Source organism: Shewanella sp. SNU WT4, assembly GCF_006494715.1.
In the GTDB taxonomy this organism is placed as follows: domain Bacteria; phylum Pseudomonadota; class Gammaproteobacteria; order Enterobacterales; family Shewanellaceae; genus Shewanella.
On the sequence record NZ_CP041151.1, the window covers coordinates 1836160 to 1862188 of the forward strand.

23 protein-coding genes are annotated in these 26029 nt (G+C 45.3%); 19 read left to right on the forward strand and 4 right to left on the reverse strand.

Annotated features, from left to right (window positions below; all coding sequences use genetic code 11):
* Window positions 1-384: 384 nt before the first annotated feature.
* From FJQ87_RS08200 to FJQ87_RS08225, 6 genes are read left to right on the forward strand one after another with little or no spacing between them, the layout of a single operon-like run.
* Window positions 385-1167: a DUF3450 domain-containing protein gene (locus FJQ87_RS08200; RefSeq protein ID WP_140932213.1), complete on the forward strand. Its 783-nt coding sequence runs from the start codon at window positions 385-387 to the stop codon at window positions 1165-1167.
* A complete protein-coding gene (locus FJQ87_RS08205) occupies window positions 1167-2519 on the forward strand; it encodes a MotA/TolQ/ExbB proton channel family protein (RefSeq protein ID WP_140932214.1) in 1353 nt (450 codons plus the stop codon). The genes FJQ87_RS08200 and FJQ87_RS08205 overlap by 1 nt, the downstream gene beginning before the upstream one ends.
* The gene (locus FJQ87_RS08210; RefSeq protein ID WP_140932215.1) at window positions 2519-3046 is read left to right on the forward strand and encodes a MotA/TolQ/ExbB proton channel family protein; all 528 of its coding nucleotides are present in this window, start codon (window positions 2519-2521) and stop codon (window positions 3044-3046) included. Before FJQ87_RS08205 ends, FJQ87_RS08210 begins: the two co-directional genes overlap by 1 nt.
* A 14-nt stretch (window positions 3047-3060) precedes the next feature.
* A complete protein-coding gene (locus FJQ87_RS08215) occupies window positions 3061-3465 on the forward strand; it encodes a biopolymer transporter ExbD (protein WP_140932216.1) in 405 nt (134 codons plus the stop codon).
* A gap of 1 nt (window position 3466) precedes the next feature.
* A complete protein-coding gene (locus tag FJQ87_RS08220; RefSeq protein WP_140932217.1) occupies window positions 3467-4093 on the forward strand; it encodes an energy transducer TonB in 627 nt (208 codons plus the stop codon).
* A 2-nt stretch (window positions 4094-4095) separates the two neighbouring features.
* Window positions 4096-5349, forward strand: coding sequence for a tetratricopeptide repeat protein (locus FJQ87_RS08225; RefSeq protein WP_140932218.1), 1254 nt, complete (start codon window positions 4096-4098; stop codon window positions 5347-5349).
* Between the two features lie 141 nt (window positions 5350-5490).
* On the opposite strand, the gene FJQ87_RS08230 is transcribed toward FJQ87_RS08225, so the two are convergent.
* Window positions 5491-6003, reverse strand: a complete 513-nt coding sequence (locus FJQ87_RS08230) for a diguanylate cyclase (RefSeq protein WP_140932219.1) — start codon at window positions 6001-6003, stop codon at window positions 5491-5493.
* A 69-nt stretch (window positions 6004-6072) separates the two neighbouring features.
* On the opposite strand from FJQ87_RS08230, the gene FJQ87_RS08235 reads away from it, so the two are divergent.
* The 10 genes from FJQ87_RS08235 to FJQ87_RS08280 all read left to right on the forward strand — a co-directional run bounded on the left by FJQ87_RS08235 (window position 6073) and on the right by FJQ87_RS08280 (window position 19177).
* The gene (locus tag FJQ87_RS08235) at window positions 6073-7914 is read left to right on the forward strand and encodes a DUF885 domain-containing protein (protein WP_140932220.1); all 1842 of its coding nucleotides are present in this window, start codon (window positions 6073-6075) and stop codon (window positions 7912-7914) included.
* A 229-nt stretch (window positions 7915-8143) separates the two neighbouring features.
* Window positions 8144-8422, forward strand: a complete 279-nt coding sequence (locus tag FJQ87_RS08240; RefSeq protein WP_140932221.1) for a peptidylprolyl isomerase — start codon at window positions 8144-8146, stop codon at window positions 8420-8422.
* 44 nt (window positions 8423-8466) lie between these two features.
* Window positions 8467-8988 (forward strand): GNAT family N-acetyltransferase, encoded by a 522-nt coding sequence (locus tag FJQ87_RS08245; protein WP_140932222.1) that lies wholly within the window; start codon window positions 8467-8469, stop codon window positions 8986-8988.
* A gap of 73 nt (window positions 8989-9061) precedes the next feature.
* A complete protein-coding gene (locus FJQ87_RS08250; protein WP_140932223.1) occupies window positions 9062-9295 on the forward strand; it encodes an RNA-binding S4 domain-containing protein in 234 nt (77 codons plus the stop codon).
* 10 nt (window positions 9296-9305) lie between these two features.
* Window positions 9306-9695 (forward strand): ribonuclease E inhibitor RraB, encoded by a 390-nt coding sequence (locus FJQ87_RS08255; protein ID WP_140932224.1) that lies wholly within the window; start codon window positions 9306-9308, stop codon window positions 9693-9695.
* A gap of 331 nt (window positions 9696-10026) precedes the next feature.
* Window positions 10027-11982, forward strand: a complete 1956-nt coding sequence (locus FJQ87_RS08260) for an NERD domain-containing protein kinase family protein (RefSeq protein ID WP_140932225.1) — start codon at window positions 10027-10029, stop codon at window positions 11980-11982.
* Window positions 11983-12056: 74 nt separating this feature from the next.
* A complete protein-coding gene (locus FJQ87_RS08265; protein ID WP_140932226.1) occupies window positions 12057-12827 on the forward strand; it encodes a TSUP family transporter in 771 nt (256 codons plus the stop codon).
* 16 nt (window positions 12828-12843) lie between these two features.
* Entirely contained in the window at window positions 12844-14058 is a 1215-nt protein-coding gene (sbcD, locus tag FJQ87_RS08270; RefSeq protein ID WP_140932227.1) for an exonuclease subunit SbcD, read from the forward strand.
* Window positions 14055-17783, forward strand: coding sequence for an AAA family ATPase (locus tag FJQ87_RS08275; protein WP_140932228.1), 3729 nt, complete (start codon window positions 14055-14057; stop codon window positions 17781-17783). Before sbcD ends, FJQ87_RS08275 begins: the two co-directional genes overlap by 4 nt.
* Before the next feature lie 125 nt (window positions 17784-17908).
* Complete coding sequence (locus FJQ87_RS08280; protein ID WP_140932229.1) at window positions 17909-19177, forward strand: peptidoglycan DD-metalloendopeptidase family protein; 1269 nt, start codon at window positions 17909-17911, stop codon at window positions 19175-19177.
* 65 nt (window positions 19178-19242) lie between these two features.
* Here FJQ87_RS08280 and FJQ87_RS08285 read toward each other — a convergent pair whose 3' ends face one another.
* Window positions 19243-19749, reverse strand: coding sequence for a YgjP-like metallopeptidase domain-containing protein (locus tag FJQ87_RS08285; RefSeq protein ID WP_206194379.1), 507 nt, complete (start codon window positions 19747-19749; stop codon window positions 19243-19245).
* Between the two features lie 40 nt (window positions 19750-19789).
* Window positions 19790-20227: a DUF3010 family protein gene (locus FJQ87_RS08290; protein WP_140932231.1), complete on the reverse strand. Its 438-nt coding sequence runs from the start codon at window positions 20225-20227 to the stop codon at window positions 19790-19792.
* A 112-nt stretch (window positions 20228-20339) separates the two neighbouring features.
* Between FJQ87_RS08290 and FJQ87_RS08295 the strand changes: the two genes are divergently transcribed.
* Entirely contained in the window at window positions 20340-20795 is a 456-nt protein-coding gene (locus FJQ87_RS08295; RefSeq protein WP_140932232.1) for a YHS domain-containing (seleno)protein, read from the forward strand.
* Between the two features lie 138 nt (window positions 20796-20933).
* Here the strand turns inward: FJQ87_RS08295 and FJQ87_RS08300 are convergent, their stop codons facing one another.
* The gene (locus tag FJQ87_RS08300) at window positions 20934-22298 is read right to left on the reverse strand and encodes a DEAD/DEAH box helicase (protein ID WP_140932233.1); all 1365 of its coding nucleotides are present in this window, start codon (window positions 22296-22298) and stop codon (window positions 20934-20936) included.
* Between the two features lie 149 nt (window positions 22299-22447).
* On the opposite strand from FJQ87_RS08300, the gene rssA reads away from it, so the two are divergent.
* Window positions 22448-23401 (forward strand): patatin-like phospholipase RssA, encoded by a 954-nt coding sequence (rssA, locus tag FJQ87_RS08305; protein WP_140932234.1) that lies wholly within the window; start codon window positions 22448-22450, stop codon window positions 23399-23401.
* A gap of 464 nt (window positions 23402-23865) precedes the next feature.
* Entirely contained in the window at window positions 23866-25983 is a 2118-nt protein-coding gene (gene nrdD / locus FJQ87_RS08310) for an anaerobic ribonucleoside-triphosphate reductase (RefSeq protein WP_140932235.1), read from the forward strand.
* Window positions 25984-26029 lie beyond the last annotated feature (46 nt).

The following is a 26029-nucleotide window of genomic DNA, read 5'->3' on the forward strand; positions in this document are numbered from 1 at the left end:
GTTGAGCAAAGCCTGCTTAATAGCCAACATTCATTATGCTTAAGGTGTTGTTTTATACCAGATTATAGTGGTATAAATAAGTCCGTTACTTGAGTGAAAAGGCTCAACAAGGAACAACTTAACTTAGTTTGAATGATTAAGTTTGATAAATGTTTTTTTGTTATTTTTGCTCAGGCCAAATTGTTGACATAGGTCAACAATTTGTGAAATGATGCCTCTGTCTCTATACCTTGTACTGAATATAGAGAGCGAAATAAAATACTAACAATCACAAGAGAAAGACATACTTAGCAGTAATGTATGTGAGTTTCACCCTCAAGGTGTCGCGAAGCCATCCTTTATCTGCAAGTTAACTTTTTATTCACTTCAAATTGGTTGGGAACTATGTCCAAGGTAAGCAATAGAACAAAAATCGCTACTGCACTTGTTGGCGCTCTGGCGTTTGCCAGCAGCAACCTAGTGGTCGCAGATCCACTTACCGACGTGCAACAAGCGGATAGCAAAATTCACGCTGAAGGCGCTGCGTCACAGAAAAAAATTGATAAACATTTTGATCAGGCGCAAGACATGCTGTTTGAATACAGCTCTGTCGCTGATGAGCGTGAATCTCTTAAAGCCTATAACAATTATGTGGCGACTTTAGTTGCCGATCAACAAAACACCATGTCGTCAATCCAAGCCGATATCAATGGTATCGACAAATTACGTCAAGGCGTGGTGCCTTTGATGTTTAATATGGTTGATTCGTTGGAGCAGTTCGTTCAATTAGATCTACCTTTTAACTCAGATGTTCGTGCTGAACGTGTTAAAAACTTGCGTAATCTTCTCAATACAGCAGAAGTCTCTTTAGCTGAAAAATATCGCTTGATATTAGATGCCTACAGTATTGAGCGTGAATACGGTAACTTTGTTGAAGTTAAACCTGGCCAAATTAACATAGATGGTAAAGAAGTCTTAGTCGATTTCTTTAACTTAGGTCGTGTCGCTCTTTACGCGCAAAGCTTAGATCAACGTTCTGGTTGGATATATAACCCAGAAACTAAATCTTGGGATGTACTGGCTGACAGCTATATGCGTGAACTGACCAAAGGTATTCGCATTGCTCGTAAGCAAGGCGCACCAGATATGTTCGCATTACCAGTTCCAGCTGCGGAGGCTGCACAATAATGAAAAAGTTAATTATTTCAGCTGTAGTAGCAGCAACTTTCGCGTTAACGGGCACGGCAATTGCTGCCGAACAGCCTAAAAATATCGATCAATTATTTCAGCAAGTACAAGCAGACCGCGCTAACTCTGCGAAAACTAACAGTAAACGTGAAGCTGAATTTCAAGCTGAACGTGGCGATAAAGCCGCCATGCTTAAGCGTGAAAAAGATGGCTTAGCGGCTGAACGTCAGCGTGGTATTGATCTTAACCAAGCCTTTCTTGACAACGAGCGTAAAATTGCTCAGTTAGAAGAAGATTTAAAGACAGCTCAAGGTGACTTGGGGGAAATGTTTGGTGTGGTTAAAGGTGAAGCCGGTGATTTCGCTGGTAAGTTAGTGGGTTCTAACATTAGCGCTCAATATCCTGGTCGCAATGCATTTATCGCCGATTTAGGTGCTCGTAAACAGTTACCTAAGATTGAGGAATTGCAGCAATTCTGGGAAGCACAGTTATTTGAAATGGTAGAAAGCGGCAAAGTCGTAAACTTCCAGGGTAAAGTGACTGATATTGAAGGTAACGTACGTGACACCACTATTACTCGTGTGGGTCCATTCAACTTATTAGCCGACGGTGAATATGTTGTATACAACAATGAACTGAACATCATTCAGGAATTGTCACAACAACCTGATGGCTATGTAGTTAATACAGTGAAGCCTTTCCAGGCCGCATCTGCTGGCACTGAAGTATTGTACATCGACCCAGTTAAAGGCGTGTTACTGAGTATCTTTACTCAGAAAGCAACCTTTGAAGATCGTCTGGAGTCGGGTGGCGTGATTGGTTACATCATTCTGGCACTGCTGGCATTAGGTGCGCTGATCTCTGTTGAGCGTCTTGTTACTCTGTATGTAATTGGCGCGAAAGTTAAAGCTCAGAGCAAGAATGTGGACAATCCAGGTAACAACCCATTAGGTCGTATCTTGAAGGTTTATCAAGCTAACAAGAATGTTGACGTTGAAACCTTAGAACTCAAGTTAGACGAAGCCATCTTGAAAGAAACACCTGCCATTGAAGCTCGTATTCCAATTCTTAAGGTATTGGCGGCGATTGCTCCTATGATGGGTCTGTTAGGTACAGTAACAGGTATGATTGCAACCTTCCAAAGTATCCAATTGTTTGGTACTGGCGATCCTAAGCTGATGGCAGGTGGTATTTCTATGGCACTGGTAACCACAGTTCAGGGCTTAGTTGCAGCATTACCTCTGATGTTATTACATGCCATTCTAGTGGCTCGCAGTAAGACAATCGTACAAATTCTTGAAGAGCAAAGTGCTGGTATCATAGCCGCACACGCTGAGAAGAGGGCTGACTAATGATGCTATTCCTGATGGATATTTGGGATTCCGTCAGGGGCTTCATGGCCTCCGGAGGCGATGTCCTCTGGTTGGTTGCGGTAGTGTTGTTTTTAATGTGGGTGTTAATGCTTGAACGTTTTTGGTACCTCAATTGGGTGTCACCAAATCAACATAAAGCCATTATCGCTACATGGGAACAGAGGACAGATACTACGTCCTGGTATGCACACCGCATCCGTGAAGCTTGGATATCTCAAGCAAAGCAAGAATTAAACGCGCGTATGCTGTTAATTAAAACTCTGGTAGCTGTTTGTCCAATGATAGGTCTGCTTGGCACGGTAACCGGTATGATTGCAGTGTTCGATGTAATGGCAGTACATGGGACGAGTAATGCTCGTATGATGGCAGCTGGTATTTCAATGGCGACCGTGCCGACAATGGCGGGAATGGTTGCGGCGCTTTCTGGGGTGTTTTTTAGCACTCGGTTAGATGCCAAAATGAAAATCAGTCTGGAAAAGCTGAAAGACAGCCTGTCTCACCACTAGAAGAGATATTAAACATGGCACGTAAAAAGCATTCCGTAATGGATGATGAAGCGCAAATTGATATGACACCGATGCTTGACATCGTGTTTATCATGCTGATCTTCTTTATTGTGACGACTTCGTTTGTTAAGCCTTCAGGTCTTGACTACAACAAGCCTGAAGCGTCCCAAGCGACCACGAAGCCTTCTGCGAACATCTTTATTGGTGTAAGTAAGACAGGCGTGATTATGATGGAAAACCGTCAGGTTGATATCGAACGAGTAACGGCTAACGTTGAACGTATGTTGGCTGAAGCGCCTGAAGCTGCTGTATTAATTCAAGCAGACAAAGATGCTCAGCACGGCTTAGTGGTTAAGGTTCTTGATCAAGTTAAGTCAGCCGGTATTTCTAAAATATCCGTATCAGCGGGGAAGGATTAATATGCTAAGAGCAATAGTATCAATCATAGTTGGTGCTGCTATTACTTTTGCTCTGTTCGTGTTTATGGCGTTTTTGATTGGTGGCGGCGCTCAGCGCGCCGACGTCGGAGAAGACGCACCTGTTATTGAAATAACGATGGATAAACAGGATTCGACAGCTCAAAAGAAGCCAAGGGTAGTTCCTAAGCCGCCACCACCACCAGAAAAGCCACCGCAGTTGGAGCAAGCTCCACCTGAGACGTCTTCTAACCTCGACACCAATATGTCATTCAATATGAATGGCGTAGCGGCAGAGGGTGTGAGTACCGGCTTTAAACTTGGCGATATGATGACACGAGATGGCGATGCCACCCCGGTTGTTCGTATTGACCCTCAATGGCCAGTGCAGGCGTTACGCGATGGTAAAGAAGGCTTTGTTCAGCTGAGTTTTACCATTAACGAGCTCGGCGGTGTTGAAGATATTGAAATCATGAATGCTGAGCCAAAGCGCTTGTTTGATCGTGAGGCCAAGCGTGCATTGTCAAAGTGGAAGTACAAGCCGAAGATTGTTGATGGCAAGCCAATGAAGCAACCTGGCATGACAGTTCAACTTGATTTTAAACTAGATAAAGCACAGCAGGGAGGATAAGCATGCGTAAAGTAACTCAATGTGCCACAGCATTATTATTAACCCTGTGTGGTGGCAGTCTAGTGTTATCGCCTTTGGCCATGGCCAAAGACGATTGCCAGATTGATACACGTAAGTCACAAGCAGTTGGTGAGCGCAGTGGTAAGAAAGTTCAACGTTCTTACGAAGCCTATACTAACGGCAATTTAGATGAGGCTATTGGGCTTTTGCTAGAAGCAAATCCTTCTGATTCATTTGATAAGGCTTATGTAGGTCGCATGCTCGGTAACTTTTATGCCGAAAAAGGCGACATGTCGGCGGCTCGCAAATATCTGAAACAAGCGGTTGATGCCAATATTTTAAGTGGTACTGACCATGCGGCTACTTTACGTCTATATGCTGATATCTTGTTGCAAGAGAAACAGTATAAAGAGGCGATTCCTTACTACAACAAGTGGATGGAGTTTACCTGCAAAACCAATGATGCCAATATTTATAAGCGCATTGGGGTAGCCCACACTGAGCTGGAGCAGTGGGATAAAGTGCTGGCGGTAGCAGATAAAGGTATCGAGTTTGCTGATAAGCCAGATCAAGCGCTATATCAGATGAAGTTGACGGCTTACTACAACAAGAAACAGTATAAAAATGCCGTTTCTGTGCTTGAGGTGATGATCCCAATTTGGCAAACAGATAAACGCCTGTGGGTTCAATTAGCTCAGTTTTATGTAGTTACTGAAAACTATGATAAAGCGCTAGCAACATACGATTTAGCTTACAAAAATGGCTTTTTAGATACCGACGCTAACATTACCCGTTTAGCCCAATTGTTAAATCAAAAAGAGTCACCTTATCGTGCGGCTCAGATTTATCAAAAGGCGTTGGATAGTGGTGTTATCGCTAAAGATGCTAAGTCCTATAAGTTATTAGCGACTTTCTTTCAAAATGCGAAAGAAACCTCTAAAGCTGCACAATATTATGGCTTAGCTGCTGATGCTGGTGGTGATGGTGATTTATATTTGCGACAAGGCCGTCTGTTAGCCTTAAGTCAAGAGTATGAAAAAGCTATTCCTGCGTTGAAAAAAGCGTTAGATGCTGGGATTAAAAACCCAGGAGAAGCTCAGTTTGAAATGGCTTTGGCCTATTTGAATCTTAAACAGTATAAGGCTGCTTATAATAATGCAGTATTAGCTGCCAATGATAAGAAGACAGAGCGCAGTGCTAAGAGTTATATGGCATATATCAAAGAAAAAGCGCGTATTTACAACGTTACTTTGTAATAGTTTATTGAATGAATGCCTTAAAAAGCCCGCATCGCGGGCTTTTTTATTACTGACATTTCGCGGCTAATTGGTGGGTTAGCGATTAGCTTTTGGCATTAGTTAATGCTAACTTATTGAATAATAAAGTGGTACAGACAGTTAAGCTCTTTGCATATATTTAAGCGCTAAATGTTGGTTTTGCCGCTCTAAATCATCACTGATTTGCTCGACAAAATTAAATAACTGCTCGATATTATTGCGTCTATCAGGAACGCACACGCCAGAGGCAATTTTATAGTCAAGGGTAAAACTATGATCTTGGCCATAAGTTGCCATAAACTGACTTATCTGCTCTTCGACTCTTGCAATAACTACATCCGCGCCTTCTTCATTAATGTTAAATAAACCTAAGGCAAAGATATCTTTGTCAAACTTCGCAATTAAATCGGTCGCTCTTAATAAACTTTTTTCAATGTCATGACTGAATATTTCGAGTAATTTATGATGTTTAATCATTTCATGAATATGCGGCCTTAGATACACTAGCGCTAAGCTTTGCTCTTCACGCAAATGCCGATACCATTCACGATTAAATACCTCAAGAAAATATTCTTGGTTATAGATACCAGTTTGTGGATCTCTAAAGCTGGCATTACGAAATGAATAAATCATATGGCGCCTCCCTGTCCTAATCATAAGTATAGAAATATCTGGGAAAAAGCCTGCATCTGGAGAATAAAAATGAAACAGAAGAAAACACTGGCAGGGATTATCCTCGCTTTCGGACTATTGGGATGTGATGATGGTGTGGTAACTGGGGCACTAAATGTAAGCCAGTCGTCTGCGGTAGATGCGGTTAAATCAGCTGAGGTTAATGCCGAGCAAGCTTATCAAAAGCTGACAGCCGATTATTTTGCCAAGCTACTAGCGCTTGAGCCTATCTTTGCCACCTATGTAGGCGTTAATGATTACAATCATGTATTTACTGACGGTTTAAGCGATGAATATCTGACTAAACGTCATCAACTCAATACCGATTTTTTATCCCAAGTTAAAGCCATTGATGCCGCTGCGTTATCAGCCCAATCACAGTTAAGCCGCAGTATTTTTATTTACGAGCGCGAGCAAGCTCTCGTAAGCGAAACTTTTCCTGAACGCTTCATGCCGCTAAATCAATTTGATAGTCAGTTATTTTTACTGATGCAATTAGGCAGCGGTGAGAGTGCGCAGCCGTTCGCGACCCTTGCGGATTATCAAGCTTGGCTCGCGCGGGTTGATAGCTTTATTGTGTGGAGCAAGATGGCGCAGCAGCGCATGAATGATGGTATTGCCAGTAAAGTGGTACTGCCACGAGTGCTGGTTGAACGCATGATTGAGCAGATTAAAAGCATGCGCGCGCCAGTCGTTGAAGACAGCGTGTTTTATCAACCTGTGGCAGAGTTTCCAAAGGCTGTGCCGTTAGCCGAGCAAGAGGTGATGCGTGCTAATTTCAAACAGATGATAGTAACTAAGATATATCCTGCGCTGGATGACATGCAGCAATATTTAGAAACTGTGTATTTGCCAGCTAGTCGCGGCAGTGATGGCTGGTGGGCCTTACCTAATGGCCGGGTTTGGTATCAACATTTGGCCAATCAACACACAACTACCCAGATGTCAGTTGATGACATTCATCAAGTAGGCTTGCAGGAAGTGTCTCGAATCTTAACTGAGATGGATAAAGTGAGGCAGCAGGTTAACTTTGATGGCGATCTTAAGGCGTTTTTTAAGTCATTATCGACTGAACCTCAGTATTTTCATACCAGCGCCGAGGCACTCATTAAGGGCTACGATATTTTAAGAGTCACCATTAACCAAGTTGTGCCCCAATACTTTAATGTTAAACCGCAAGCTGATTATGTGGTGAAACTTGTGGAAGCGTTCAGAGAGCAATCTGCCGCGGGCGCCTCTTATCAAGCGCCTGCCATTGATGGTTCGCGTCCTGGTATCTTTTATATCAATACTTTCAATTTGATGGCGCAGCCTATTTGGGGAATGACGACGTTATCTCTGCATGAAGCTTCACCTGGGCATCATTTCCAAATAACGATTAAGCAAGAGTTACAAAATCTACCCGATTTTCAACGTTTTGGCGGCTATACCGCGTTTGAAGAAGGCTGGGCCTTATATGCAGAAGAGTTAGGTATTGAAATGGGGTTGTTTTCTGACCCTTATCAATATTTTGGCAAGTTATCGGACGAAATGCTTAGAGCCATGCGCCTAGTCGTTGATACCGGCTTACACACTAAAGGCTGGAGTCGCGAACAAGCTATTACTTATATGCAGGATAATTCGCCCATGGCTAAGAGCGATATTATTGCTGAGGTTGAGCGTTATATGGCAATTCCTGGGCAAGCGCTGTCTTATAAGATAGGTCAGCTAAAAATCTTAGAGTTGCGGGAGCGGGCTAAGGCGGCTTTAGGAGACAACTTTGATCTTAAAGCATTTCATGATGAAGTCTTAACGTCTGGCTCACTGCCTATGGCAGTGTTAGAGCAAAAAATTGATGCTTGGATAACCGCCAACAAGCAGCCTAAGTCATAGCCGTTATTAATAGCGGGATTAAAGACTAGAAGCTTAGTTATTCATTCCTAGTTACCAGTGATTTGCTAAAGCTACCCATGATGGTCGTTAAGGTATGCAGCTTTGCCTTAGTGACCATCATTTTACTAAAAAGTGCTGGTATTCAGCTTGTGAGTTTTTATACTTGCAGGCGGGCAGTTATTGACTGCGAAGTTTTCGCCGATGGCGAAGTAAATAAAGGATAGTGATTATGGTACAAGCAAGCGCAAGACATCTGTTAGTTAGCAGCGAAGCTAAGTGTAACGAACTGAAGCAACAGATTGAAAATGGCGCGGATTTCGCCGAGATAGCTAAAGCACATTCAAGCTGTCCATCGGGTGCTCAGGGCGGCGAATTAGGCTCTTTTGGCCCAGGCATGATGGTCAAAGAATTTGATGAAGTGGTATTTAGTGCGCCGCTTAACCAAGTTCAAGGACCGGTTAAAACCCAATTTGGTTACCACTTACTGGAAGTAACCAGCCGCGGTTAATCAATACAGCAGCTTCGGTTGCTGTTTCTTTATGGGGAGTCGTTATGATTGACTTAATGACGGCAAGACTGCATTTATCACCCTTGCTTGACAGTGATTGGCAAGATTTCCTCACTCTGCATCAACACAGTGACGTCAATCATTTTGTGCGTGAACCTGACCCTATCTGTAAAATCCGCGCTAAATTCATCACAGCTCTACAGCCTTGGGTTTATGAGTCTGGCGACTGGCTCAGCTTAAAAATAACCAATCAGCAGCAAGAGTTTGTCGGCATTATCGGCGGTTTTTGTGAGGATGTGTTTTCAGCGCGCATTCAAGTGGGATATATGCTTAACCCTGCCTATCAAGGTTTAGGCTATGCCACCGAAGCATTAACTGAATTATTGCGCTGGCTTCAATCCACTTATCAAGTTCATAAGGCGATTGCCTATTGTCATCATCATAATCTCGCATCCATTAGGGTGTTAGAAAAATGTGGCTTTGTAGTGGAAGGGCGGTTATCACAAAACTACCGTCTTGGGTCTATATGGATTGATGAAGTGCAATTAGGTAAGGTACTGGCGTAATTTTTTGATGCTTGTCGTGCCAGCCTGTATACTAGCGCCCGAATGATTTCTTTGACCGAATAGGCGAATACGCGTGAGCGATAATATTGAGCAATTACCCCTGCGAGCTGGGGATGAGTTTGTTGAACTGTACAAGGTACTCAAAATCCAAGGCTGGGTAGATGGCGGCGGCGATGCTAAGCATTTGATCAGCGAAGGCCAGGTCAAAGTGAATGGCGTAGTTGAAACTCGCAAGCGTAAAAAATTAGTCGTGGGTGACAAAATCCAGTTTAATGGTGAGTCAGTCGTAATCTCTGCAGCGCAATAAGGAATCTACCATGCAATTTCCTGATGATGACAATGGCCAAATGCTAGCCGCCATGCAAGAGTCTGGTATTGATTTAAGCCAAGCTCTTGATGTTGATTTCTTCTTAGTGTTTGAAGACAAGCGTGACGCCGAATCAGCCTTAGAAGATTTAAGTGCTTCTGAGCTTAATGGTGAATTAGAACTTACTTTCAACGAAGAGTTGGAAAAGTGGGAACTGATAGTTTGTCTTAACATGGTGCCAGAGTACGATGCACTGGTGGCTAAAGAAACTTGGTTAAATACCTTTGCCGGTGAGTTTGATGGTCAAAGTGATGGCTGGGGCGTGATGCAGCACCAACATGGTGATGACGAATTTAGCGACGAAGACGATCATGAGTGTGGCGATCATTGCCACCATTAATGGCCCCATAGCCACTAATGTCAAAAAATACTGCCAACCTGTTTAGGTTGGCTTTTTTTTGCAATGTTGCCGCGTAATGTTATTTCTTGGCTAAAGACAGATACCTTTGGTTTGATGATCGCTTTGAATTCTTCTTGAAGCCGCAAGTGGTTTGTTAGTCAGCAATTAACTCAGCAATTACCTCAGCAACTACCTCTGCTATGACCTCAGTTTTTACCGCAGCTAAAGCCGCTCTTGAACCCTAAATTCTGCCTCTGGGATTAGCCCTAGTAATTTGCTCTCTCGCCCTTTAGACTCGATTCAACTTTTGCCAGCCAACAGGATGTTTTTTATGGCCAAACACATCAGCTTTAATACCCCAGTTAATGACGCCGAGCGTTGGGCATTCACCTTATTAGCCGATGAGCTTCCCGATGACTATAGCCTGCTCACCAATGTTGAAATCCCGTCGCGCTCAGGTCAACCCTTAGAAGTCGATGCCTTAGTCATAGGCGAGTGGGGCGTGTATGTGGTCGATGTTAAAGGCTATATAGGGCGCTTAAATGCGGGTATGCATGCTTGGTCATTAGATGGCCGTGATGTGGATAATTCCTTGGCCAAAGCCAATTATGTGGCGCGGGTGTTAGCTGGCAAACTCAAATATAAAATCCCTGTAGGCGTGTACGCGCCTTGGTGCCAAGGCATGGTGTTTGTCACTGGCCGTAAAGGCGAAGAAATAGAGCTTGAAAAAGATGATGGCGCCTTAAGTATTTATACGCCAAGACAAATTGTTGAAGCCTTAACCCAAGAGTGGGGGCTAACAGCGCCGCGCAAACATATGATCACTGAAGAGCAAAAAGCAATGGTGCTCGATACCATAGGGCAGGTCGCCATTGTTGAGCAGCGCAATCATCGCATTCAGGATTTCATTAAATTAAAGTGTCTGTTTATTCAACATGGCCTTGAAATTTGGCAGGCCGAATATAGCCCTGGTGGCTGGACGGCGCCTTGGTTGCTTAAAATTCTAACCCCAGTAGAGTTTACTGAGCCAGAGCAAGCCCATGCCCATGAACTGACTATGCGTGATGAATTTGCGCGCTTGCAATCATTATCAGGTTGCAGCGGCGTGCCTTATTGCGCGCCGCTTATTCAAGACGGTGAGCAGCTGGTGTTACCCATAAGAATGCCGCGCGGCGTGCCGATGAATATTGTGGAGTACGACAGGCTCACTACCTATCAACTGTTAGAGATATTGCGCCGCTCAGTTACTGGGCTGCAGCAAATTCATCGCCGCGGCTTTACTGTGGGCGGCTGGGCCGAAAACTGCGTGTTTATCTCAGCCATCGGTGATGTTGAGTACATAGATATCCGTGACAATATTGATAGCAGCCAAGACATAATGGCTTATGCCAAGTGTTTCTTAAAGGTGGCGGAGCGCACTCATCAACCGCGAGTTACAGCGTGGTATCGCTTAGCTGCGCGCGGAGGCACGGTTGATATTGATGGTTTACGCTGCGATTTAAGCGCCTTAATGCAGCAAGGGGTGTGCGATAGTCTGGATGTTGCCTTTACTATCGCGTCCGCGGCTATCTTAGATAATCATTATGAGTTGCAAGGCTTTATCGCTAAAACGGCCACGAGTGAGTTATGGCAAGGGCGCCACATTCAAGGGCAATATCCGGTGGGGATTAGCTTTTATCGAGAGACTGAGTGTCATTGGCCGAGCCTTTGCAGCCAGTTTGTTAGCTTATCTCACTTATATCATCCGAGCATTGAAAAGCTACTGGCCTTTGGTCAATTGCCTAAGAGTGATGACTTGTATATTGTGCGGGCGTGGGAAGATGGCGTATCCCTTGATGAGCTAGAAAGTTATGAGCCCGAGCAGTTAAAGATTTGGTTTGTGCAGCTGCTTGGCGCCTTGCAATACTTGCATCAATTAGATATTTACCATGGGGCCATTTGCCCTAAAAACATCATAGTGCGTGGCGGGCGCGCTATTTTAGTCAACTTTGGCATTGGGCTTGATATTGCTGCTAGTCATTATGCCAGCCAGTATGCCGATCCCGCTTTATGGCTAGAAGAAGGGCCTGCTGAGAAAGATCTCTATGGTTTAGTGGCTTCTATGATTGCCAGCATTAGCCGTCATGGTGAGGAGGCCCGCGCGGAGAGTTTGCTCGCGGCATTAGTGCAAATCCAACCTATGTTTGCCAAATCGCCACTGTATCAAGCCTGTGAGCAGGTACTTACTTTTCGCTTACATGTGACCCCAGGTCAGGACTACTTAGCAAATTTCGGATTATCTGCCTGAAGAGGGTGATTACCTTTTGAATTTTCCAATAAAAGTGAGTCTAATAGCCTCACTTTCGCTGTATGGATACTGCCATGGAATTTGAACTAACTTGGCAACTGGTGACCATCCTCTTTGGGGTGGCCATAGTTGCAGGATTTATTGATGCGATAGCTGGCGGCGGCGGTTTACTGACTATCCCGGCCTTACTCTGGGCCGGTTTATCTCCAGCACATGCCTTAGCAACCAATAAGTTGCAGGCTTGCGGTGGCAGCTTTTTTGCCAGTCTTTATTTTGTGCGCAAAGGCTTAGTAAAAATCTCTGAGCTCAAACTGCCTTTAGCGTGCGCGTTTGTGGGCGCGGCGATAGGCACGTTAACAGTGCAAGCCATTGACGCCAGTATTTTACAATTAGCGCTGCCATTTCTTATCTTGGCCATTGGCATGTATTTTTTGTTTTCACCCAAAATCACCGATGATGATCGCCATAGAGTGTTAACGCCCACAGTATTTTCATTTACCGCAGGGCTTAGCATAGGTTTTTATGATGGTTTTTTTGGTCCAGCGACCGGCAGCTTTTTTGCGTTGGCCTTTGTGTCATTAGCGGGTTTTGGCCTTGCCAAAGCCACAGCGCACGCCAAATTATTGAACTTTGCTACCAATATCTCATCGTTAATATTTTTCGCTTTGGGTGGCAAGGTGGTGTGGTTACTTGGTGGCATTATGTTACTCGGCCAAGCACTCGGCGCGACATTAGGTTCGCGCATGGTAATGACTAAAGGCTCAAGCATCATTAAACCACTCGTTGTCAGCATGTCATTGGTGATGAGTATTAAGTTACTGAACGATCACTTTTCATTTTTTTAGTGAGTAGGAATAAGTCATGCGTGTGTTACACACCTCAGATTGGCATTTAGGGCAATCGTTTTATGGCAAAAGCCGCTTTGAAGAACATCAAGCATTTTTAGGCTGGTTATTAGAGCAAGTGCGTGAGCACAGCATTGATGCCTTGATAGTGGCAGGCGATGTGTTTGATACCGGCACGCCCCCTAGTTACGCCCGCGCCTTATATAACCAGTTTGTGGTGCAAATGCAGCGTTTAGCTTGCCCTATGTTTATTCTTGGCGGCAATCATGACTCGGTTGCTATGTTGGCTGAATCCCAAAGTTTGTTAAGTTGCCTCAATACCTATGTCGTGCCCAATGGCACCAGTGCTGAGCAATCAACCTTTATTATCAATGACAAAAATGGCCAACCAGGCCTAGTACTTGCCGCCGTGCCTTATTTACGCCCGCGAGATCTGATTCGCAGTGAAGCCGGGCAAACCGGGCAAGATAAGCAGCAGCAACTGGGGGACGCCATCAGGGATTACTACCACAGCCATTATGAGTTGGCGTTAGCTAAAGCCACTGAACTTGGCGCTGATGCCCCTTTACCTGTAGTAATGACGGGGCATTTAACTACCGTTGGCGCGACTAGCAGTGAGTCGGTGCGCGAGATTTATATTGGCAGTTTAGATGCCTTTAATGCTAATGCCTTTCCGCCAGCAAGCTACATAGCGCTTGGCCATATTCATCGTGGTCAATTGGTGGCGGGTAGTGAAGCGATTCGTTACAGCGGTTCACCTATTCCGCTCAGTTTTGATGAAGTTAGCCGCAGTAAACAAGTGTTACTGGCTCATTTTGATGAGCAAGCCCTAGTCAAGGTTGAATCACTTGCCGTACCTATGTATCAAAAGCTGATGGTGGTTAAAGGCCTGCTCGGTGAGGTAGAAGCTGAGCTTGCAAAGCTGGTGGCAATGGATGAGAGCGTGTGGGTCAGTATCGCCCTTGGCAGTGATGAATTACTCAGTGACTTACAGCAAAGGTTGCAAGCGCAAGTGGCTGACTCGCAAGTGCAAGTATTACAAATCAAACGTTTGCGCAGCCAACGGCAATTAAGCGCTATCGATACTGGTGAAACCTTGTCTGAGCTTAGTGTCGATGAAGTCTTTAGTCGCCGATTAGCGAGTGAACCTTACACTGAAGATGAGCAGTTGCGACTGACCGCCTTATTTAAGCAAGTCAGTATGGCGGCAATGGAGGCCCCTGAGGCATGAAGATTTTACGTTTACGCTTTAGCAATATTAACTCCCTCAAAGGCAGTTGGTTTATTGATTTTACGGCGGCGCCCTTTACCGATTCTGGACTCTTTGCCATCACAGGCCCCACGGGCGCAGGTAAAACCTCCATATTAGATGCTATTTGCTTGGCCTTATATCATCAGACCCCAAGACTTGGCTTAATTTCCAAAACCAGTAATGAACTGATGACCCGCGGCACCGCCGAAGCCCACGCCGAGGTCGAGTTTGAGGTAAAAGGTGTCGGTTATCGCGCCTTTTGGAGCCAAAGACGCAGCCGTAATCAAGTGGATGGCAAGCTGCAAGATGCCATGGTGGAACTGGCCTATTTAGAATCTGGCGAGATTGTAGCGAGCCAAATAAGACAAAAATCTGAACTGATGGAAAGTATTACCGGCTTAGATTTTGGCCGTTTTACTAAATCAATGATGTTATCCCAAGGGCAATTTGCCGCATTTTTAAATGCATCGGCCAATGATCGCGCCGAGTTATTGGAAGAACTCACTGGCAGCGAGATTTATGGCCGTATTTCAGAGCAAGTGCACCTTGATTATAGTGAGTCAAAGCTAGCCTTAGCCCACTTACAGGACAAGGCTGAATCGGTCGTGCTGCTAACCGCACAAGAGCTTACTCAATTAACTGAGCAGCAAAGCAATATCAATGCTGAGGTGGCTGGTCTTGATAATCAGTTTACGCAAGTGCAGCAACAAGTTAATTGGTGGCAGCAAAGAAGTGCGCTCAAGGCGCGGGAATTGGCTGCGACCACACAAGGCGAGCAAGCGCAGCAAGCACTGATGGCTAATGCGCCATCGCTTGAGCGCTTAGCGCGCAGTTTGCCGGCGCAGCGCCTGCAAGGGCATTATCAAGTGAAAACGGCGCTGCAAACCCAGCAGACAGAGATAATCGCTAAGCAGCAGATCCGCGCTGAAGCTAAAGCTGCCTTAATAGAGCAAGAGCAAGCACTAACCCTTGAGTTAGCCAATATTAGCCAGAGTTTGCAGCAAGCTGAGACCGAATTAGCCGCCTTAACCTTAGTCATAGATGAGCAAGTGCGGCCGCTTGATACCGAATGCGAATTGTTAACTGAGCAGCAGCGCAGCTTAAATGAAGAGCAGCAACTTAATCAGCAGCAAATAATTGAGGCGCGCGCGGCGCAAAGCGCAATGCAGGCATCATTGCAGCATATTGAGCAGCAATTGCATGCACTTAATCAGCAGCAAAATGAATATCAAGATTGCAGCGATATAACATCAGCCTTAAGCGGTTGGCAGCAACAGTTATTGCAATTGCACGCGTTAAGCACTACGGCTGCCAATTTGCAGCAGGCGAGTTTGCAGCAGCAAGCGGCGCAGGCGCAAAAACTGGATGCTATAAAACAAGCGCTACCCGCGCTTGAGCGGGCGCAGCAGCAATTAGCTAGTGTGCAACAGCGCGAGCAACAAGCCTGTCACGCATTAAGCCAATTACTGGCAGGTGCCAGTGATACTGAGGTCTACCAAAGCTTACATTACTGGCAGCAATTGCAGCCCAAGCTCTTAACCTTGCAGCCACTGGCGCGAGAGTTCCAGCAGCATAATGAGCAAATCAGCCAATTACGCCAGCAGCATAATGAGCGCGAGCAGCAATTGCAGCAGCTTGATGCTCAACGCGGGCAACTGCGGGTGCAGTATCGCCAAGTGCAGCAGCAATTTAATGATGTGGCGACCTTACTGAGCCAAGAAAAAACCATCATGGATTTGCAGCAACTGCGCGCGCAGCTGCAACCCCAGCAGCCGTGCCCACTATGTGGCGCTAGCGAGCATCCGTTAGTTGAGCAATATCAGCACTTAGATGTCAGCGATACTCAAAAGCGCTATAGCGAATTAGAAAAGCAGTTAGCGGAAATAAAGCAGCAGGGCAGTACTCTGACTGAAACCGAAAAATTATGGCTGCAATCGCAAACTGAGCAATTACAAAAAATTGCCGAATTTGAGCTCAATCAAGGCCACATTCAGACGCGCTGGCAGGCATTAATCACTGAGGTGATGACGAACTTAGTGCCACCCGTTGGCATTAGCCCATTGTTCTTGGCATCCATTGAAAGTGAGTCAGAAGCCAGTATTGCGGCGCATTTAGTCCATGTTGGTACCGAACTTGCTAGCCTTGAAGCGAAAGCCAATAATTTGCGCGCCGCGCAGCAAGCGTTGCAAGTGAGTCAGCAGCAAGCATTGCAAGCGCAGCAAGAATGCCAAGGCTTAAGCTATCAGCAGCAGCAAAGTAAGCTGGAGCTTAAGCATTTACAACAGCACGAGCAGCAGCAACAAGTGGAATATCAGCAGGCTAATCAGCAAGCAAGTACTTTGCGCAAGCAATTGGCGAGTCAATTGCAGCCGTTTGCCTTGGCCGTGCCGCAAGATCATGAACTAGAGGCTTGGCTGCAAGCATTACGCAATAAACTGAAAGCTTGGCAACACTGGCAGCAACAGCTCACTGAACTTAATGGCGAGAGCGATAAACTGCGCGCAACGTTAGCTGTCAGCAATGCTAAAGATGCTGATTTAAGCACTAAGACTGAGTTAAGTGAGGCTAAGCTTACAGTCTTTAGCCAAAAAATTAGTGCTAATCGTGCCAAACGTTTTGAATTAGTGGGCGATTTACCCATTAAACTCTTGCTAGATACTAAGCAAGGCATATATCAGCAACATAAAGAGAGCGCCGCGCAGTTACACCTTAAACATCAAGGCTTGCAAACGCGTTTAGCCCATGAGACAGGGGTAATAGAGGCACTCGACGCCGATAGCCTCAAACTCGCGCCATTTTTGAGCGCTGCCATTAGCGAGTGGCAAAAATTACTTGATGAGAGTGAATTTAATGACGAGGCCGAGTTTGCGGCGGCATTGTTAAGTGATGAAGAGCGTAACCAACTGCAAGCGCTTGAGCATGAATTGCAGCAACAGTTGCAACATGCGCGCCTTAGTCTTGAGTCGGTAACCAGTGAGCTAGCTCAGCATTTAGCGGCCGCGAGTGCTTGCCCTGAACTTGATGTTGATGCGCTTGAAAGCGAAATTGTGGTCATTAAACATGGCCGAGACTTATGTAACGAGCAGCTTGGTGGTATTAAGGCAAAACTGCAGCAAGATAATCAACTGCGAGCAACGCAGCAGCAATTGTTAGTGCAATGGCAATTGGCTAAGCAAACCCATGAAGATTGGGCGCGCTTGCATAGCTTAATTGGTTCGCGCGATGGCAGTAAGTTTAGACGCTTTGCCCAAGGGCTGACCTTAGAACATTTAGTGGCGCTGGCCAATCGCCAACTTGAACGCTTGCATGGCCGTTATTTATTGCAACGTAAGGCTGATGGTTTACTTGAACTTGAAGTCATAGATACTTGGCAAGGCGATATAAGCCGCGATACTCGCACCCTTTCTGGCGGTGAGAGTTTCCTCGTGAGTTTAGCCTTAGCATTAGCCTTGTCCGACCTTGTTAGTTATAAAACCAGCATTGACTCGTTGTTTTTAGATGAAGGTTTCGGTACGTTAGATGCGGACACCTTAGATATTGCTTTAGATGCGCTCGATAACTTGCATGCTAGCGGCAAAATGATTGGTGTGATCAGTCATATTGAGGCGATGAAAGAGCGCATTGATGTGCAAATCAAGGTGAAAAAACAGTCTGGACTTGGCTATAGTCAGCTGCAAGACTGTTTTAAAATGAGAACAGAGTGATCAAGGCCGGGAACTGTGGTAGTTAATATTTGTCAAACCGATAATTTTTACGATAACATCGCCGGTTAAAGGCGATTTATTTCCCAAATTTGCTTCACCTAAGGTGAATTACTAGGATTATAAGAGTGCATTTATCGGAACAAGAACCTAGTTCATGGCCTCAATGGCTAAGCGTATACCATAAGCGAGCGTTACTCGGCGGCGGGTTATTACTCGCTACAGCACTGCTATGGCCAACGCCCCAATTAACGACAGGTCAGCGCATTGCGTTGCCCTTAGATTTATCAAGCACTAGTACCCATTTCTCTGTGCCAGATACATTAGAAGCCTTGGCAGATAAGCCTGCTTTTAGCACTACTATCACGACTGGAGACACCTTAAGTAAGTTATTTGAGCGCGCTGGGGTTGATCAACAAACCATGTATAAGGTGCTTGAGGCCGACTTAAACATTTTGGCCTTAGATACCTTGCAGCCAGGGAACGAGATCAGTTTCTATCTTGACGAAAACCATCAATTGATGCGTCTTGAGATTGATTTTAGTTTAGCTCGTCAAGTGGTATTTACTCAAGTTGATGGCAGTTATGATGTAGAAGAAATTCAGAAAAAAGGTCAATGGCAGCCCAAAGCTGTCAGTGGCGATATTTATGGATCTTTTTATACTTCGGCCAGCAAAGCAGGCTTAACCGCTGGGCAAATTCAGCGCATTGAAACTATTTTGAAAGAAAAAATCAACTTTGCCCGCGACTTACAAGCTGGTGCAAGTTTCTCTGTGGCTTTAAGTGAGCAATACATTGAAGGCGTGGCGAGTGGTGATAGTCAGCTGCTGGCGATTCATATCAATAATCGCGGTAAACAAATTGATGCTTATCAATTCAGTGATGGTCAGTACTATGATGCCAATGGTGAGAGTTTAGTTAGAGCCTTCCTGCGTACGCCGCTAGCTAAGACTTATCGTTTAACCTCTAACTACAATGGTAAGCGTCGCCATCCTGTGACAGGGCGGATAGCGCCTCATAACGGCACTGACTTCTCGACCCCGATTGGCACGCAAGTGATTGCACCAGGTGATGGCGTAGTCACTTTAGTTACCGATCACCGTTATGCGGGTAAATACATAGTGATAGATCATGGCAACCAATATGTGACCCGTTACCTGCATTTATCAAAAACTATGGTTCGTAAAGGGCAACGCGTGACTCGTGGCCAACCTATTGCATTAACGGGTAATACTGGTCGCACGACGGGTCCGCATTTGCATTACGAGTTCCATATCAATGGTCGCCCAGTGAATGCCATGACAGCGAAGATCCCAATGGCAAGCCGTTTAAATAAAGCCGAATTGAAACGCTTTAAGAGCATGGTCAGTCAGCGCAATATTCAAATGGGTGTATAACTAACATCTGTGTCTATGGGCTAAAACGCAACGCTAAAGCCCATAGACACAAATGCGCTAGGTCATTAACTTGCTGGCAGTTCTTGGTCTTGCAAGGTTAAAAATAGCCGTAAGTCGAGTTCGAGCTGATGATAGTCGGGCTCCATATGGCAACAAAGTTGATAGAAGGCCTTATCGTGGTCTTTTTCTTTAATATGGGCCAGTTCGTGCACAACTACCATATGCAGTAACGCCTCCGGTAACTGTTTTAACTGACCACTTATCCTAATTTCATGCTTAGCCTTGATACGACTTCCATGCTGACGCCGAGCGTAAGTATGTAATCCTAGCGCTTGCTGCTTTAAGGTTTGCTTGTCATCAAAACATACCTTGGCCAACGGCGGCGCATTTTTCAAATACCGATTTTTCAGCGCCATAGTATATTGATACAAGGCTTTATCGTTGCGCAGATTATTTTGGGGTTGGGGGTATTTTTTATCGAGTACCAACTTGAGTTGTTGGTTGTCGAGTAAGCTTTGTACTTGTTGTTGCAGAGATTCTGGATAATGAGCGAGATACTTGAGCATAGCCACCTAATGAAAAAATGCCGAAGCTTAGCTTCGGCATTAATGATTAATCTTTGTTGTACATTAAATTCATGTGCTGAGCATAGGCAGCTTCAAAAGATAATTGCTGGAATTTCTTTAAATCTAAACCTTCAAATGCCGCAACTGGCGGATTACGCTTTAATTGCGCCTTAATATCGACAGCTTTAATCAAACTTACCGGTAAATCCATTAACTGAATGGCCGCTTCTAATTTAAAGCTAGTCGCGCTGCCGGCAAATTTACCTTTCTGCTCGCGCTCAACTATCACCACTTCATCGACTTTGTAGTCAGCCATCAGCTTGGCAAAATCGAACTGAAACTTACGAATTGCCTCAGTGGTGGCAGATTGCGGTACCGCAAAGGATTGCTTACGGCATGCAGGTACCACAAACACATCCGCATTTTGTTCCAGTAAACAAATAATGGCTTCGCCACCTTTTAACTCCACACCACAAACTTTCATGTTACACCTGTCAGCAAATTTTAAGGCCGTCATTGTATAAGCTTTCGGGCTAAAGCTGAAATGATTTCCTTATACTTAAGGTCAACTGACAAGGATTCACTAACGGAAAGCCATGATGAGACTCTTTTTATTGGTTACTCTGATGCTTAGCATCAGCGCTTGCACTAGCTTAGGCGGTGATGATTGGTATGTGAATGAGCAAGGATTTGGCGCATCAGGGTATGATTTGGTGAGTTATCAAACTGAGCAGCAAGCCGTCGAGGGCAAGGATGAGTTTGTGGTGAATATTGCTAATGCCGTGTGGCGCTTTAGCTCGGCTGAACATGCCAAGTTATTTAGTCAAAACCCAAAGCAATATCTCCCCCAATACGGCGGCTATTGCGCTTATGCCATGGCGCAGGGCTTTGTGGTGAGTTCAGATCCTAAGGCTTTTACTTGGTATAAAGATAAGCTGTACCTTAATTACAGTGTGGGCGTGCGTGAAACTTGGCTACAAGATAAAGAGGGTTATATAAAGGCCGCTAATGACAACTGGCAAGAAAAACTGCAAGCGCAAAAGATGGAATAAGGCTTGAGTAAGCATCAAAGGTGGCTGAATCAAAAGTACTGAAAAGTTAAGACTACAACAAAAAATAAAACCCTCGCATTCAGAAGCTTGGCTCTAAGTGCGGGGGCTTAATTTTTACAAAAGCTGAGGTTTTAGCATTTAATCTTCAAACGTACCGATAATACTTTCTTCATCAGTATCTTGCAGTGGTTTAGCTTTTCGGCGCATTGGCGCATCACCCACATCAATACCGGTAATAAAGCGTTTGTCACGCTTTGGCGCCGCTTTTGGTGCTTTCGTGCTAGTGGTACGGAGCGTCTTAGCAGCAGTATTGACCTTAACATTGGCCGCTTTAGCCTTAGGCTTATCACTCAAACCTTTGAATTTTGCTTCAAGGCCAGCGACTTGGCTGAAATCCAATTGTTGGCGTAAGAACAATTCAACTTTCTTAAAGTTCGCCCAGTCTTTAGGACCGACTAAAGAGATAGCATCCCCTTTAGCGCCAGCACGACCGGTGCGACCGATGCGGTGAATATATTCTTCGGCAAACTTTGGCATATCAAAGTTAATCACTAATGACACATTGAGTAAGTCCAGACCGCGCGAGGCTAAGTCTGTGGTCACTAAAATGCTGTACTGACCCCGGCTAAATTGATCCATGATGCGGTTACGTTCATTTTGCTTTAACTCACCACTTAAGGCGATAGCACCAAGGCTTGACTGATTCAGCAAGCTCGCTAAACGCTCGGTATCACTGCGAGTCGCGGTAAAGATAATCACTTGCTTGTGGGCCTTAGCCGTTAACAAATGGCTTAACAGCGCTTGCTTATGATCTAAGTGATCGCACAAGTACACAGCTTGCTGAATATCTTGGTGGGCGACGTTGGCGCTACCAATGGCGATATGCTCAGGGTTTTTCAGTAATTCACTGGCAAGTTCATTGATATCGCTGTGATCTAAGGTAGCCGAGAACATTAAGGTTTGACGACGCTTATGATCCGCAGCCAAGTTAATGGCACGCAGTTGCGGCGCAAAACCTAAATCAAGCATACGGTCGGCTTCATCTAAGATCAGCAACTCTAAGCCATTTAAAAATAAATGACGTTTTTGCAAGTGATCGGCAATGCGCCCTGGGGTTGCCACAATAAAATGCGGTTCGCGGGCAAGCGCTTTGGCCTGATCGTTAAAGTTCTCACCGCCTAAAATGCTAACCGCTTTATATTGGGTATTAGCAATCAGTAAGCGTAATTGGCTATACACCTGATGAGCTAGTTCGCGAGTTGGCAGTAAAATCAGTACCCGAGGGTCTTTTTTATTCAGTGCGCGGGTAGAAATAATCCTTTGCATTGCCGGTAATAAAAACGCCAATGTTTTACCCGATCCCGTTTTTGACGAGACCATTAAATCCTTGCCAGCCATAGCGACTGGAATGGCCTGAGCCTGGACGTCGGTTGGAGTGGTTAACCCCATATGCTCAAGACTCGTCATTAAGCGTTTATCAAGGGAAAAATCGGTAAAGTGCAAAAGAAAACTCCTTAAAAAATTGACCCAATATTGTAAACCCAAAGCCTGTCTGGCACCAGCAATGATGGATAATCACAGCTAAGGCTTGTGCCTTTTGCTAGCTATGGTATACATGGCGCCAAGTTTGATTAGCTAGGATGAATAAACCAATGCAAAGCAAAAAACGCGCAACCATAGGCTTAGCCCTTGGCAGTGGTGCCGCCAAAGGTTGGGCACATATTGGTGTGCTTAATGGCTTAAAGAAGATGGGCATTGAGCCAGATAAAGTGGCGGGTTGCTCCATTGGCTCGTTAGTGGGCGCGGCCTATGCCAATGATCATTTAGAGCAATTGCAATCATGGGTGGAAGGTTTCTCATCGTGGGACGTGCTCGGCATGATGGATTTAAGCTGGCGTAAAGGCGGCTTAATGGGCGGTGAAAAGGTATTTGATCAAATGCAGGCCAGTATTGGCGCGGTTAAGATCGAAGACTTAAAACGCCCGTTTACAGCGGTAGCAACTGACCTTTATACCGGCCAAGAAATTTGGTTTCAACAAGGTGACTTGCGCCAAGCCGTGCGCGCTTCTTGCTCAATGCCGGGAATTTTATCGCCAGTGCGCTTAAATCAACGCTGGCTGGTGGATGGCGCTGTGGTTAACCCTGTGCCTGTATCTGTGGCTAGAGCCATGGATGTCGATATTGTGATTGCGGTTGATTTAAGTGCCTATAAGCGCACTCGCATGCAGGTATTGCCAGTGCAAATGATGTCGAGTACTCCATGTGCCCAAGATGCAGTGGATAATGCTGGCCATAAGGGCGCACGCTTTATGGATTTACTCGCCAAAGGCAAAGAGTATGTGTCGGGCTTAACCGATAAGCTAAGTCTCAGCCAAAGCTTTGGCGATCCTGGCATGTTAGCTGTGATGTCGCAATCTATGGAAATCTTAGAAATGCGCCATAAACGCGCGCGCTTAATGGGCGACCCGCCGGATATCTGTTTAGCCCCGAAAGTGGCAGATATTGGCACTATGGAATTTCATCGCGCCAGTGAAGCGATTGCCGCTGGTGAGCAAGCTGTGATTGAGGCTGCCCATTTGATTGAAGCCGCATTAAGCGGCCACTAGAGAGTTACTCATATTTTTATGATTAAAAGTGCTTAGTGGCAGAGTCATTGCCGCTAGGCACATATGTTAGTACTCAATCTACTCACTCTACTCAATCCAATTAATCGCCATCATTCTTAGCCATCATTTTCATTGCCCACAAGCGTCGCCATCAGCGTGTTTCGCTATTTTCTTATTGGTTTCGCCGTTTGTTCGTTTCAATTCAAAGTCGCTTTCACGCCCAAAATAACAGCAATAATGACGCTATTACTCCGAGAAATGCTTAGGGTCAAGTAGCAGTTTGGCAAACAGTGCTCGGGGCATCACTAATAGGGCAGTGTTGCAGCCATCACACAATTTGCATGATCTGGATCAATGTTTTTTCTGTCAGCTTGGCGCTTAATACGCTACATATTGTGTCTGTAGTTTTAAATGCCACTACATATAGTGCGTATTTTCATCATAGCGTGGAGAGATAAATCATAATGCCAGTAGTGATTAAGCGAGACGGTTGCCGTACTTTGTTTGACGAAGCCAGGATCAAGGATGCAGTAATGGCGGCAGCTTGCTCAGCTGGCATACAAGATGATGAATATGCGGTTGCGGTTGCTGCAGGCGTAAGTGGTGCTGTTGCCCATTTGGCTGAAGTAGAAATTGCTTGTCTTCAAGATGCGGTAGAAAATGCGCTGATGGAAGGCCCGTACAAGGAAGTGGCGCGCCATTATATTGAATATCGCCATGACCGTGATGTGCAGCGTGAATCTACCAGTCGCCTGAATCTTGAGATTAAAGGCTTAGTTGAGCAAAGCAATCCAGCGCTATTAAATGAAAATGCCAATAAAGATGCCAAGGTTATTCCGACTCAAAGAGACCTGTTAGCCGGTATCGTGGCTAAGCATTATGCCACTCGCTATTTATTACCAAAAGATGTAGTCGCCGCGCACGAAGCGGGTGAAATCCACTTCCACGACTTAGATTACTCGCCATTCTTCCCAATGTTTAACTGTATGCTGATTGACTTGACCGGCATGTTAACTCAAGGGTTTAAGATGGGTAATGCTGAAATTGATACGCCTAAATCGATTTCAACCGCGACTGCCGTGACGGCGCAAATCATTGCGCAGGTGGCGAGCCATATTTACGGCGGCACCACGATTAACCGTATCGATGAAGTGTTAGCGCCATTTGTGACTAAGAGTTATCAAAAGCATTTAGCTATAGGCACAGAGTGGCAGATAGCCGATCCTGTCGCTTTTGCCCGCGCGCAAACTGAAAAAGAATGTTATGACGCTTTTCAATCGTTAGAGTATGAAGTCAATACCTTGCATACTGCTAATGGCCAAACGCCGTTTGTGACCTTTGGTTTTGGTTTAGGGACTAGCTGGGAATCACGCTTAATCCAGCAATCTATGATGAAAGTACGCATTGGTGGTTTAGGTAAAAACCGTAAAACAGCGGTATTCCCTAAATTAGTCTTCGCCATTCGTGATGGTGTTAACCATAAAGCCAGTGATGTTAACTATGACATCAAGAAGTTAGCGTTAGAGTGCGCCACCATGCGCATGTACCCTGATATCTTAAACTACGAGCAAGTTGAGCGCGTCACCGGCTCATTTAAAACGCCTATGGGCTGTCGCAGCTTCCTTGGTACCTATGAAGAAAACGGTGAGCTCATTCACGAAGGCCGTAATAACCTCGGTGTTGTGAGCTTAAACTTACCGCGCATTGCCTTACAAGCTAAGGGCGATGAAGCTGAGTTTTATAAAATTTTAGACGCGCGTTTGCTGGTGGCACGCCGCGCCTTAGATTCGCGCATTGAGCGCTTAAATGGCGTTAAAGCCCGTGTCGCTCCAATTCTTTATATGGAAGGCGCGTGCGGCGTACGTTTAGGGCCTGATGATGATATCGCGCCAATTTTCAAAAATGGCCGCGCCTCTATTTCATTAGGTTTTATTGGCTTACATGAAACCATTAATGCCTTGTATGTGGGGCAAGGTCATGTGTACGACAGTGAAGTGTTGCGTCAAAAAGCCATTGAAGTGGTGCAATACTTACGCAATGCTACCGATAGCTGGAAAGAAGAAACTGGCTATGGTTTTAGCTTATACAGTACTCCAAGTGAGAGCTTATGTAGCCGCTTTGCCAAAATCGACACCAAAGAGTTTGGCGTTGTGACCGGTGTGACAGATAAAGGCTATTACACCAACAGCTTCCATCTGGATGTGGAAAAAGCGGTGAACCCTTATGACAAATTAGAGTTCGAGCGCGCTTATCCAGAAATCGCCAGTGGTGGTTTTATTTGCTACGGCGAATACCCAAATATGCAGCACAACATTGAAGCGCTGGAAGATGTGTGGGATTACAGTTATTCCCGCGTGCCATATTATGGCACTAACACGCCAATCGATGAATGTTATGACTGCGGTTTTACTGGCGAATTTAGCTGTACCAGCAAAGGCTTTACTTGCCCTAAGTGTGGTAACCATGAGCCGAGCCGAGTGTCAGTGACACGCCGCGTATGTGGGTATTTAGGTAGCCCAGATGCGCGTCCATTTAACTATGGTAAGCAAGAAGAAGTGAAGCGCCGCGTTAAACACTTATAAAGGCTAGGTTTACTTTTGCTATTCATCCACAGGGCGCCTTAGGCGC